A 12,611-nucleotide genomic window follows, 5' to 3' on the forward strand; every position below is an offset into this window, starting at 1 on the left:
TATTACGAACTCGCTTTTCTCCTTCTCCCGCTCTCGATTCCAACCACCCTTGAGCCCGCCTCGCGCTGCTTCTTGATCTGTGACTTCAGCTCAGAAATCTCCTTCTTCAAGGCGGCGATCTTTGCATCTCGCTGCACCACCTCGATCGAGTACATGTTCTTGAACTGCGCAGAAATACCGTCGTACCTCTCTTTCCATCCCAGCCTTTGTGAGTAGGACTTTCGTCTGGCGGCCTTCACGCTCGTAGGAACGTCCACTCGAAGTTTCGTGAGCCAGGCCTGCACCTCGAGCTTTGTGGTGCCGGCATGCTTCTCTCCGTGCAGCGATACCGCTGTTACCTTTGCCCGCCGACACAGCTCTGCAACATTCAGCCGACCAGAGTTCCGTGGATACACTCCGTCGTTCTCCGATATCTCCCTGTCAATCTCGGCCATAGTTGATCGAAGGCGTGCAACGAACGCCTCCGTCCGCTCCTTTCCAAGCTCGGCAAGACTCTTCTTTTGTCTCATTTCAGAAGTACCACATTGGGTACGAGGCGCGTCAGCAAACTGCTCTTCGAGAAGTATTCGTCCACCTTCTTCCACCTGCCGAGCACGGACTTGATCTGCCCCCGGAACTGAGCAATGAGCATAACGTCATCATCCACGAAAGCGTGCTCTAGCAACTCAAGATTGTACTGAACTGTCTCGATGGCCTGAACAACGCTTCTGGACGCCTTATCCTCGTCGTCAGGGAGAATCAACTGATTCTCACATGCAGGATGACAGTAGTGTGGATTAGCCTGACCATGCCCCTTGTTGCAAAGGCCTCCATCGGTGAAGTTCGTACACACTATTCCTGGTGCGACAACTGCCCAAGAAGAGCCCTCAGCAGTCATCGCGCGGGCGAACTCCCTGATGTTCTGCGGATCAAGGGCGGACTTACCCAGCCGGCGCGCGAACAGCGCCACACGCCCCCGTAGCTTCTCTGCGCCGGCCCCCTGAACCTCATCAGCCTTATTGATCGCCTCCACTCCCTTTAGAATAAGCATCTCACGTACAACTTGCTGTACTTCGGAAAGAATTCCTGGATCCGAAAGTATGTAGCGCATGATTGTCATTTGTTCATCCCTGTGCCCAAAGACATCCATCAAAATCTTTGGCGCATGGACAAGCGCTAGAGCAACAATTCGAGCGAGGGTCTTTCGGAATCGATGCGGGTTCATACCACCATCGGTGAGCCAGCGCTCCAGGCCAAGTATCTCCACGAAGCTATTGAACACATGCGCAAGGCTCGGCACCTTATCTGGATATCTTGGGGAAACCCACAGGCCGTTCCCCTTTAGGCCGTGGTGCCGTCGAAAAATGTTCGCTAGGCGCTCTTGCTGCAGAATCGCTTGAATGGCAATTGACGGCGCTGGCGCTTCACTCTGCCTCCCTCCGGGATTCTCAAACTTCCAGGTTCTGAACTCGTAAACACTGGAACCACCTCGCTTGCCAAGCGAGCCGATCTGCATCGTTAGCAGTTCACCATGTCGGGGACCGCCAGAAAGAGCCACCGGAAAAGCGTGTGCACCCTGTAGAACCACTATCAGGCGCAAGGCCTGGGGTAACGTCCGAGGCGGCCATGCGACGGTTTTTCCACTTCGCCCGGATTTCATCGAAAATTGAAGCGGGGCATCCCTAAGCGGCTCCCCGTCAGGCCCCCGCCATTCCCATGACCGGATCACAGCATTGCTTACGCGAGCAGCTCGGCGACTGGGAGATGGCGAGGGACCGTCTTTCAGATCACGAGTAGTTTCAGTAGCGGCGAGTGCGGCCTCTACGGCATCCAACAAAGTAGGACCAACGACTTCGATCATCACCAGTGCCATCGAGCCTGCTTCAGAGACGAACTCATCTGAGTATGGCTGATGAGGTTTCGCTATGCTGACCGGGATTGTATGCTCAGGTTCACCCGTTCGATCTCGCGCAGCCTTCATTCCATGAACCGTTGGACGCATGGGCGCGGGGCCATCGGGAAGACACCCCAGTCGGTGGTAGTACTCAACCACCCCAAGGCAGTCAGAGTACTTCTGCGTCAGGCCAGCGCGTTCGACCAGGCTCCAGAGTCTCTTGGAGCTTGGACGTACATTTGTACGCTGGATCGCCCTCTTAAGATTGGCAATGAGCGTCCGGATCGTTGTGTATCTATACACCTTCCCGGTTTTGCCTGGAATTATCGCCATCGTGATCGCCAGCCTCATAAGCTCTCGAACTACGAAGGGTGAGTGCTTCCCCTTGCACGTCTTGCCCCTTCCAGAATAGAGCCTTAGATCGAGATCAGAGGTCCGTAGGCCAGACTGATGTTCGTCGTCAATACGAAGAACGCCCCAGTTGTCCCCCATTCCAACAAGCTTCTGAAGCTGCTTCAGCTTTGCCTCCGGCGCCAACCTCAGCTCATTCGGACTAATCGACAGTAGCGACACCTCCACGTCAGGAGCTAGGAGTTCATGGTTGCCTGCTACTAGAGACCGGTTGACCATTTTCATCAGTGCTGCCCTGCGAAGTAGATTGGCATGTGCTCACCGGAGGCTATCCTTGCCGCCCACTTATCAATGGCGAACTTCACTGCATCTGCTGGCCATTGAAGAACGGTTAGGCGAAGCCGCGCCAGGTCACTTGCATCTGATCCAGCATCGAACCGAACCATTCCTACGGAGGTCCGAACTGCCTCTAGCTCTGCCACACGCCGGCAGATGAAGTCCAGGCTGTCCGTGAACACAAAACAGTTGGGGCAGCCGCTGGAAGCACACCTATGCTGCTGGACGCATAGAGTGCATCCATCTCTCGGATTGCCTGGATCAATGACTGCTGGCGGGCTGTAAGGATCTGCACATCCGCTTCCGTCGTAGGTCTTATGACGGCGTGCTTGATTCAGCTTTTCGATCTCGGCTTCACTGACGTCCAACTTTGCGAGCTTCGCCCTCGTCAAGGCTACGTCGAACACACGATTGACCCGAAGCTGGGAGAACAAGTCATCAATCACTTCGGACACAAGCGAGAAGGATTCCTCAAAAGAAGATCTTCGGTAGCCATAGTGCCTAGTGGTCATGAGGTTCTTGTGACCAAGTAGTACCATCATTACCCAGTTCGAGTATTGAGAATCCTTGAAGATCGCAGCCGCGGCGACATCTCTGAACTGTCCAATTGACATGGTCTCGGAAGCTGTACGGGTGCCGTCATCGAGTTGCTCTATCAGAGAGGCGAGCCAGTTGTTTGCAGTTCGAGTTGTGCGGGGATTTACTACATACACCCCTTGTCGCCGTCCGCGCACTGTTACGCCCACCCATGGACTACGAGCGACAACGTCTGGGAGAGGGCACAGGCGCGGGTTTCTTTCGATATGGCCTCGAAGCCCTTCTGTCCGCTTCAGAAGAAGCTCAACTAACGAATGACAGCCCGTCGCATCGCCTACCCGTGACACAGTCCATTGCGCGGTCCCTTTGGCCCGGTCCTTAGGCGCATAGATCCATGCATGCTGCTCATCATAGACTGCCGTCCAGTCGCTCAAGTTCATGGATGCTGCGGTTGCGGGGTTCCAGGCGCTCCGCGCTACAAAGAGCAGGAAGAAAATTGAGACATCTGCGCTAGTAGGATAGGTTCCGGCAACCAGATCGTGCCAGCCGACCTCGCTTCCTGATCGTTCGTGGTCATCGGGGTAGTGCGCCCACCAGCTTGGGAGTCTTTTGATGCGCTTGCCGAAGATCGCCAACAACTGAGATCGCCGAGGCACTGGATTTCCCGTCAGCCTTATGAGCGCGCGATAGGTCGCGTGCGCATCCGCTTCCGTACATACGAAGTCGGGGGCATTCATGAACTCAGGATTCTCTCTGTACAACTCGATCAGATCGCGTCCTTGAGGAATGAGTCTGTCCGTTCTCCTCCACCGCTGTAGAACCTTCAGTGCCTCCGCTCGTAGCAGCCTAATGACGGCCAATCCGTGCTCTTCGGATGGGGTCTCGCGGCGATTCGAGGCTATCCTGAAAACTGGAAGTACTAGCTCTGGAAGTTCATGGTAGCTAATCGCGGTCTTTATAATCGCGCGGACGACGGCAGCTCTGCTGTCCATAGTGGCATCCCATGCACCCTCCGGACCCGGGCTTGTGTAGAGGGCAACGTGCCGGGATGTCAGATCGCGAAGTCTAACCACCCGTTTGAATGGAATTCCATTTGAGGCCATGTATCCCTCAAGTGCATCGAGGAATCTCCAGAAGGACACCAGTGCCCCCCTTCTTGCAGCTGCACCGTCTGATGCGATGCCTTCAATACTCGCGCTCAGCGTAGGCCATAGATCGCGCAGCAGCTCCGGCCTACCAGTGAATCCCCCCTTCCAGGAATGCCTGACTGCGGCAATGGGCGGGGCATCACTTGCACCAGTCGCCAGAATCGAGAAGTCATAGATCTTCCCCGTGCTAATGAGGTCCGGATGTGTACAGGGCACCACCCATTTCCCAGGCATTCCCCCTGTATCTTCACGCGCTCTCACGTCAATGCCTCGTCGATGATCGCATTCCAACGAATTGCTGGATGCCCTCGATCACGACCAATTTTGGCTACCGCAGCGCGCAAGTATTGCATCGTCGTGCGCTCATCAACGTGCCCCATAAGCGGACTGAGAAGCATCTTTACCTGTCCGGCCATGAGCCCATGCAACCAACCGAAGTCAGCACCACTCAGCTCTGAGTTGCCTGCGAGGGCCAACTGCGCCCGCGTCAGGGCGCAGATCTTCTCCACCGCAAAATGGTGCCTTCCTGTATGAGGGTGCCATCCTTTGGGACAATGCCGATCGGAAGTCCAAATCCGGCGAAGCATCTCATTGCTCACAGGTCGGTTCACACCTTCTCCAAGCCACAGACGATCTGTCCGCTTGGTGTGTTTCCTATCACCAATGTGATATCTCGTCAGCTGGGTCGGTCGAATCACCGAAATGTAGTGCCAGATCCTTTCGGCAAGATCTAGTGGCACAAATACCGTACGCCATCTTGTGCCAAGGTCTGACCCAGGACTGACCTTGCCTCCCTTAGTGCCATACTTGAGCACTAGCGGAACCTCACCAGCCAATATCCAGTCGGGTTGCCAGTTGGTTCTCTCGCTCGTTCTTTTTGCTGGAAAACAGGTGACCCGTAGTTGATTGGCTTCCGAGATCCTGAGGCCAGAACGGATGATCAGCTCGAAGATCAGAATTTTTACGGGCGCACGCACCGAAATCGACTTCAACCACATCTCAACCTCCCTGTCAGGAGGGAGGATGATCGGAGCTTCCGGCGCAGTTAGAGACCCGATCCGCACAGTCTTTGAGCGCAGTGTTCCGCTTTGCGAGCTTGTGGGCGATATGTAGGTGTATGCAACTTTTCTTACAGGTATCTGCATGGGCAGGCGATAGCCGCGCTCGCTGGCCCAGGTCAGAAATAGACACGCCTCATTGACGTAGAGGTTAACTGTAGCGGGATCCAACTGCCTCCCACTCGGGGAGCCGTCTCCACTCAGGAGTGCCGGCTGATACTGATGAAGGATATTCTCGTTGTAGGAAATTTCTCGCCAATCAGTGGCTTGGTCTATGCACCATTCGAGAAAAATAGAAAGCCTTGCGGCCATGTTTCTTCGCGAGCGCAAGGTTGGGATGGGCCCGTAAAAGAGCTCACTCTCAGCTTTTGCTTTTGATCGGTCGCGAGGAAGTTGCCATTCCCCGTTGCTGCGCTCATCGAGGTAGCGGTTGGCTTCAATTGGGTATGAGCCATCGTCACCGATCAGAATCGGTACATGCTGCAACTTAGGCGCGTGTGCAAAGGCTCCCTCAGGGGGCATAACCACTTGCATCGGATTGACTCCGAGCTGACCTGCAGCGGACGGTACGCCCGCTGTTCGCCAAGGTCAATAGGCCACTTAAGCCTTTGAAGGGGTTGAACTTACGTACTTCTCGCGGCGGATCTGCGGGTTGCCCAGGCCGGCGGCCTTCAGCAGCTCGGCACAGGCATCGACCATGTCCGGGTTGCCGCACAGGTAAGCGATGTCGGTGGCCGGGTCCGGCGTGAAGCCGGCCAGCGCCTGCTGCACGTAGCCGTGCTGTACGTCCGGGTGCGGATCAGCCGGGAGTTCACGCGACAGGCACGGAACATAACGGAAGTTCGGGTGCTTTTCGGCGAAGCTGTAAAAATCTTCGCTGTACAGCAGTTCGCCCGGGCTGCGCGCGCCCTGCAACAGCACGATCTGCACACCGCGTTCGGCCATGGCCTTTTCCAGCAGCGGCAGCATCGAGCGGTACGGGGTAACGCCGGTACCGGTGGCGATCAGCAGGTAACGGGCGTTGTGGTCACCGGGATTCAGGCAGAACCGGCCATAGGGGCCGGACGCACTGATCTGGCCGCCCTGCTCCAGTGCCTCGAACAGGGCCGTGGCGGCGCCACCGGGCACGAAACTGACGGCGATATCCACCGCCTCGCCTGGGCCCAGCGCGTGGTCGTGGATGGTCGCCAGCGAGTAGCTGCGCTTGGTTTCGGTGCCGTCGGCGTAGCTGAAATGGACCTGGATGAACTGGCCGGGCTGGAAATCCAGCGGCTGCCCATCGTCACGCACGAACTGGTAGTGGCCGACGGTCGGGGCCAGCATGCGGCAGCCGACCAGCTTGAGGGGGAATTGAACAGGCACGAATTTTCGGGACAGTGTGTAGCCGGGGCAAGCCCTCGGGGTCTTCTATAATAGCCCCTCCCCGCCCCTCTCCAGCGCCAGCCCATGGGCGCGAAGGCTTCGAGCTTGGCATCCCAGAACGATACGGCGCCCGCCCTGCGCGTGCGCGACCTGCGCAAGACCTACGACAACGGCACCCAGGCCCTGAAGGGGGTTTCCCTGGAAGTGGCCCCGGGCGACTTCTTCGCCCTGCTCGGCCCCAATGGCGCCGGCAAGTCGACCCTGATCGGCATCATCAGCTCCCTGGTCAACCTCAGCGAGGGCCAGGTGGAAGTGTTCGGCAGCGACCTGGTGCGCAACCGCAGCGCCACCATGCGCCTGATCGGGCTGGTGCCTCAGGAAATCAACTTCAACCTGTTCGAGAAGCCCTTCGACATCCTGGTGAACTACGCCGGCTTCTATGGCGTACCGCGCGAGGAAGCCGAGCAGCGCGCCGAAGAGGAACTGAAGCGCGCGCACCTGTGGGAAAAGGCACAGGTGATGAGCCGCACGCTGTCCGGCGGCATGAAGCGCCGGCTGATGATCGCCCGCGCGATGATGACCAGCCCGCGCCTGCTGATCCTGGACGAACCGACCGCCGGCGTGGACATCGAGATCCGCCGCGACATGTGGCGCGTGCTGAAGGAGATCAATGCCGCAGGCACCACGATCATCCTTACCACGCACTACCTGGAAGAAGCCGAGTACCTGTGCCGCCACCTGGCGATCATCAACCATGGCCAGATCGTCGAGCAGGGGCCGATGCGCACCCTGCTGGCCAAGCTGGACGTGGAGGGCTTCCTGCTGGACATCGACGGTGACCTGCCGGCACAGCTGCCGGTAATCGAAGGTGCGACGCTGACCGCGCCGGACCCGCACACGCTGGACATCGACATGCCGCGCGCAATGGACCTCAACCGCGTGTTCGCCACGCTCAACGAGGCCGGTATCCGCGTGCGTTCGATGCGTACCAAGAGCAACCGCCTGGAGGAGCTGTTCGTGCGCCTCACCGGCAACCTGGAGAAGCCTGCATGAGCACCACCGAGCTGACCGACGGCCAGCGCAACCGCATCGCGCTGATGACCATCGTGCGCCGCGAAGTCGCCCGCATCATGCGCATCTGGGGCCAGACCCTGGTGCCACCGGCGATCACCATGACCCTGTACTTCCTGATCTTCGGCAACCTGATCGGGTCGCGCGTGGGTGACATGGGGGGCTACACCTACATGCAGTTCATCGTGCCGGGCCTGGTGATGATGAGCGTGATCCAGAACAGCTACGGCAACATCAGTTCCTCGTTCTTTGGCGCCAAGTTCGGCCGCCACGTGGAAGAACTGCTGGTCAGCCCTATGCCGAACTGGGTGATCCTGTGGGGCTACGTGGCCGGCGCCGTGCTGCGCGGCCTGATGGTGGGCGTGATCGTGCTGATCATCGCGATGTTCTTCACCCCGGTGCGCATCCCGCACCCGCTGGTGATGCTGACCACGGTGATCCTGGGCGCGACGATCTTCTCGCTGGCCGGCTTCATCAACGCGGTGTATGCGAAGAAGTTCGATGACGTGGCGATCGTGCCGACCTTCATCCTGACCCCGCTGACCTACCTGGGTGGCGTGTTCTATTCGGTGAAGCTGCTGCCGGGCTGGGCCGAAGCGGCCACGCACGCCAACCCGATCTTCTACATGGTCAACGCGTTCCGCTATGGCCTGCTGGGCAGCAGCGATGTACCGCTGCCGGTGGCCTACGGCCTGATGATCGGTTTCGTGGTGGTGCTGACGGCGTTGGCGCTGTGGCTGCTACGTCGCGGCGTGGGCATGCGCAGCTGAGTTTTGCCTGCAGGGCCTGCGGCCCTGCACCCGCTGAATCAACGTCAACGTCAAGTTCAACGGCAAAAGCTGACTAGCCGGAGGATGGCGGGGTGGGTCCGGTTGCGGGGGACGCCGTAAACCCATCCTGGGGGCTTGGCCGCGGCATCCATGCCGCGGACACCCCCGCAACCGGACCCACCCCGCCTTCGACAGATTGCCGCTGCTGTTGGTGGGTGTCGACCTTGGTCGACACGATGGATCCACGCCACGCGTGGATGGAGCGTTCACGGTAAGGCCGACGCCCGGATCTTTTCGTTCGGGATTGCGGCTAGGCTGTGGCGATGAAGATCACTTCCACTCCATTGGACAAGGCCGTGTCGGACGGCCCCATCGATGCCTTCAGCCATGCGTTGCTGGGCGATTCACCCTCGTTGGATGAGATGCTGGAATACCTGGCGTCACTACAAACGGCTGATCCCCGGTATCGCTACCTGTTCACGCTCGATGATGTCGGCCAATGCCGCTACACCAGCATGCATGCGTCCGACGACGCGCGCATCGCGCTGTACGAGGACGAAGATCCGGAAACCCCCGAAGATGCATTGGCGGCACGCGAGCGGTTGCTGGCGCATGTGGTCGCGCAGCTCGAGCATTCCTCTCATCGGCTGGAATGGAGCGCGCTGCCGGGCACGCTGATGTGCAGCGACGAGGACATCGAGGCGCTGGGCGCCGCCAATGCAACGCCGGACCTGATCGTCGACGAGGTGGTCTGCGTGCAACAGGTGCCGGTGGACCGCGATGACCTGCTGATCGCCGCCCTACCCAACGGTTACTTCAGCGCGGACTGGGACATCTTCCAGAATCACGCCCTGATCCGGCACCTGCAGGAACACCATGACTACCGCTTGTTCGGACTCGGCGCATCGTGGCTCGGCTTCCAGCGCGACAGCGCGCCGTCGCCTGCACAGGCAAATGCGTTGGTCGCGGACCTGCAGCGCGTCTACGCGGCCGGAACGCATGACACGTGGTCAAAACTGGCTGCAACCCTGGCCACCCGCACCACACTGCTGTTGGGCTACACCGAAGACTTCAGCGAACAACTGCCCTGAGCACCGCTCTACACGAGCGAGCGCAGCGAGCGACCCGCTTTCACTCTTGATCTGCTTTCCGTGGTGGCCGCACCCGGAAACTGTCAGGGGTCGTGTGCAATGGGCTCGCGGGGGTATCCGCGCCATGGATGGCGCGGCTAAGCCCCCAAGGATGGGTTCACGGCGTCCCCCGCGAACCCATCGCACACGACCCAGCTCATGAAACCAACTGCGCGAACCACCACGAGGGGCTCCGCCGTTGGCCGCAATCTCCGGCACAATCGCAGATCTGATTCCCCCAGAAAGCGGTGAACGTGCAATGCGCATCCTGATCCTCGGCGCCGGCGGTACCGGCGGTTACTTCGGTGGTCGCCTGGCCCAGGCCGGTGTGGACGTGACCTTCCTCGTGCGCCCCGCGCGCGCCGCACAGCTGGACCGCGATGGCCTGGTCATCCGCAGCCCGCTCGGCGATGCCAGCTTCCCGGTGCAGCACGTCACCGCCGATGCGCTGCCCGCATTGGCCGCGCAGAAGCCGTTCGATCTGGTCATCCTCAGCTGCAAGGCCTACGACCTCGACAGCTCGATCGACGCCATTGTTCCAGCCGTGGGCGCGAACACCACCGTGCTGCCGATCCTCAACGGCCTGCACCACTACAACGCGCTGGACCTGCGCTTCGGCCGCGACGCCGTGCTCGGCGGCCTGTGCTTCATCAGCGCCACCAAGGCCCCCGACGGTGCGGTGCTGCACCTGGGCAAGCCGGCCAAGCTCACCTTCGGCGAGCGCGATGGCGGCGCTGCGTCCGCACGCGTGCGTGCCTTCGCCGCTGCCTGCGCGCAGGCCCATCTTGATCACCTGGCGAGCGAACACATCGGCCAGGAACAGTGGATCAAATACACCTTCCTGACCGCGCTGGCCGCTGCTACCTGCCTGCTTCGCGCGGATATCGGCACCATCGTCGCCACCGATGATGGCGAGGCGATCGTGCGCGGCCTGTACGACGAATGCCTGGCCGTGGCTGAAGCTGCCGGTGAGCCGATTCCAGATGCCGCGCAGGACACCGCACGCGGCACCCTTACCCAGGCGGGCTCGGCACTGAAGGCGTCGATGCTGCGGGATCTGGAAGCCGGCCAGCAGGTAGAGGCCGAACAGATCGTCGGCGACATGCTGGCGCGTGCACGCAAGGCCGACCAGGAAGCCCTGCTGCTGCAGGTCGCCTACAGCAGCCTGCAGGCCTACCAGGCACTGCGCGGCGCGTGAGCCTCCCGTTGCAGGCCGGCGCGCTGCCTATGCGGGTGCTGATCCTCGGTATGGGCTGGAGCGGATGCGTGCTGGCCCCGCATCTGCAGGCGCGGGGCGTGCACGTCGTCGGCACGGTGCGTAACCCCTCGTCGGCGCCGGACGATGGCCTGCTGCGGCGTCAGCTGCACGCTGACTCCCCACCGTCGCCCGCCCTGCTCGATGAGGTCGCGCAGGCCGAGGCCGTGCTGTGCAGCGTGCCGCCAGATGCCGCGGGCGACCCGGCACTGCGCCTGCTGCTGCCGGCTCTGCGGGCCAGCCCGGCACTGCGCTGGGTGGGCTATCTGTCGTCCACGTCGGTGTATGCCGATCGGGCCGGCGGCTGGGTTGACGAGCACAGCGCAGCCGATGCCACCGAAGCAGCCGGCGTGCAGCGCCTGCGTGCCGAAGCGCAATGGCGCGCGCTTGCAGAGGAAGGTGGCATCGCTTCGGCGGTGTTCCGCCTGCCCGGCCTGTACGGGCCGGGGCGCAATGCGTTGCTGCAGCTGTCACAGGGCCGTGCCCGCCATGTGATTCGGCCGGGCCTGGCGTTCAACCGCCTGCACGTAGAGGATCTTGCGGCAGTGATCGTCGCGGCGATGCAGCGACCGGTTGCGCAGGGGATATACCTGCCCAGCGATGACGAGCCGGCACCGCCGCAGGATGTGCTGGCCTTCGCCGCGAAGCTGGGCGGGTTTGCGATGCCACCTGCCGTGGCATGGGACGACCCGGCACTCAGCCCGACGCTACGGCGCTTCTACGAGAGCAACAAGCGCATCGACAGTCGTGGCACGCGTGAAGCGCTGGCGTGGCAGCCGCGCTTCCCCAGCTACCGTGAGGGCCTGCGCGACCTGCTCCGGTAGTGCCGGCCGCTGGCCGGCAATCAGGATGTGCTGCCGGCCAGCGGCCGGCACTACCGTCAACCCGCGTCGGGCAGGCGGAAGAACGCACGCGTGGCGGCAGTCGCATTGGCCGCCGTCACTGCAACGTCCTCACCACGGTCACGTGCCAGTTCTTCCACGATGTGCGAAAGGAACATCGGTTCGTTGCGGCGGTCCTTCGGCATCGGCTTCAGCGTGCGTGGCAGCAGGTAGGGCGCATCGGTCTCGATCATCAGGCGGTTGGCCGGGATGTTCTTCACCAGTTCGCGCAGGTGCGCGCCACGGCGCTCGTCGCACAGCCAGCCGGTGATGCCGATGTACCAGTCCTGGTCCAGGTAGTCGAACAGCTCGTCGCGTTCGCCGGTGAAGCAATGCACCACCGCCGGGCCGATGCGACCTTCGAAGTTCTTCATCTGTGCCATGAAATCGGCATGCGCGTCGCGCTGGTGCAGGAACAGCGGCTTGCCATTGTCCGCGGCCAGCTGCAGCTGGCGCTCGAGGGCGCGGTGCTGCGCCGGGCGCGGCGAGAAGTCACGGAAGTAGTCCAGCCCGCACTCACCCACCGCCACCACTTCCGGGTGGTCATGCAGCGCGCGCATCTCGGCATCACATTCCTCGGTGTACTCCACCGCATGATGCGGGTGCACGCCGGCGGTCGCGTACAGGAAGCCCGGGTGCTGCTGCGCCAGCTGCACGGCCAGCGGCGAGTGCTCGCGGCTGGCACCGGTAATGACCATCTGCACCACGCCGGCCTGCCGTGCGCGGTCCAGGACGGCATCGCGGTCGCGGTCGAATGAGTCGTGGGTCAGGTTGGCGCCGATATCGATCAGGTGCATGGTCATCGCGGGGGAAAAGTGCCCGCGCATTGTACCTGCGGC

11 protein-coding genes are annotated in these 12,611 nt (G+C 61.1%); 5 read left to right on the forward strand and 6 right to left on the reverse strand.

Going from position 1 to position 12,611, the window contains the following annotated elements:
- Nucleotides 1-2 precede the first annotated feature (2 nt).
- The 5 genes from H4O10_RS04745 to H4O10_RS04765 form a co-directional block, all read right to left on the reverse strand.
- Entirely contained in the window at nucleotides 3-509 is a 507-nt protein-coding gene (locus tag H4O10_RS04745; protein WP_049459868.1) for a hypothetical protein, read from the reverse strand.
- Nucleotides 506-2,509, reverse strand: coding sequence for a hypothetical protein (locus tag H4O10_RS04750; protein ID WP_125899103.1), 2,004 nt, complete (start codon nucleotides 2,507-2,509; stop codon nucleotides 506-508). Before H4O10_RS04750 ends, H4O10_RS04745 begins: the two co-directional genes overlap by 4 nt.
- A complete protein-coding gene (locus H4O10_RS04755) occupies nucleotides 2,509-4,506 on the reverse strand; it encodes a hypothetical protein (RefSeq protein WP_125899102.1) in 1,998 nt (665 codons plus the stop codon). The genes H4O10_RS04750 and H4O10_RS04755 overlap by 1 nt, the downstream gene beginning before the upstream one ends.
- A complete protein-coding gene (locus H4O10_RS04760) occupies nucleotides 4,503-5,825 on the reverse strand; it encodes a site-specific integrase (RefSeq protein WP_161802155.1) in 1,323 nt (440 codons plus the stop codon). Before H4O10_RS04760 ends, H4O10_RS04755 begins: the two co-directional genes overlap by 4 nt.
- 78 nt (nucleotides 5,826-5,903) lie before the next feature.
- Entirely contained in the window at nucleotides 5,904-6,665 is a 762-nt protein-coding gene (locus H4O10_RS04765) for a ferredoxin--NADP reductase (RefSeq protein WP_080353137.1), read from the reverse strand.
- An 84-nt stretch (nucleotides 6,666-6,749) separates the two neighbouring features.
- Between H4O10_RS04765 and H4O10_RS04770 the strand changes: the two genes are divergently transcribed.
- The 5 genes from H4O10_RS04770 (at nucleotide 6,750) to H4O10_RS04790 (ending at nucleotide 11,715) form a co-directional block, all read left to right on the forward strand.
- Nucleotides 6,750-7,718: an ABC transporter ATP-binding protein gene (locus H4O10_RS04770; protein WP_049453504.1), complete on the forward strand. Its 969-nt coding sequence runs from the start codon at nucleotides 6,750-6,752 to the stop codon at nucleotides 7,716-7,718.
- Entirely contained in the window at nucleotides 7,715-8,506 is a 792-nt protein-coding gene (locus H4O10_RS04775) for an ABC transporter permease (RefSeq protein ID WP_005411568.1), read from the forward strand. Before H4O10_RS04770 ends, H4O10_RS04775 begins: the two co-directional genes overlap by 4 nt.
- A 323-nt stretch (nucleotides 8,507-8,829) precedes the next feature.
- On the forward strand, nucleotides 8,830-9,597 hold the full coding sequence (locus H4O10_RS04780) for a hypothetical protein (protein ID WP_049454106.1): 768 nt from the start codon (nucleotides 8,830-8,832) through the stop codon (nucleotides 9,595-9,597).
- A 298-nt stretch (nucleotides 9,598-9,895) separates the two neighbouring features.
- Nucleotides 9,896-10,834 carry a 2-dehydropantoate 2-reductase gene (panE, locus tag H4O10_RS04785; protein ID WP_049454108.1) on the forward strand — a complete coding sequence of 313 codons (939 nt, stop codon included), beginning with the start codon at nucleotides 9,896-9,898 and terminating at the stop codon, nucleotides 10,832-10,834.
- A gap of 29 nt (nucleotides 10,835-10,863) precedes the next feature.
- Nucleotides 10,864-11,715 (forward strand): NAD-dependent epimerase/dehydratase family protein, encoded by an 852-nt coding sequence (locus H4O10_RS04790; RefSeq protein WP_176425429.1) that lies wholly within the window; start codon nucleotides 10,864-10,866, stop codon nucleotides 11,713-11,715.
- A gap of 56 nt (nucleotides 11,716-11,771) precedes the next feature.
- Here the strand turns inward: H4O10_RS04790 and H4O10_RS04795 are convergent, their stop codons facing one another.
- The gene (locus H4O10_RS04795; protein WP_049454123.1) at nucleotides 11,772-12,569 is read right to left on the reverse strand and encodes a TatD family hydrolase; all 798 of its coding nucleotides are present in this window, start codon (nucleotides 12,567-12,569) and stop codon (nucleotides 11,772-11,774) included.
- Nucleotides 12,570-12,611: the final 42 nt, after the last annotated feature.

Source organism: Stenotrophomonas sp. I18B00994 (genome assembly GCF_014145825.1).
GTDB classification, from domain to species: Bacteria; Pseudomonadota; Gammaproteobacteria; order Xanthomonadales; family Xanthomonadaceae; genus Stenotrophomonas; species Stenotrophomonas maltophilia.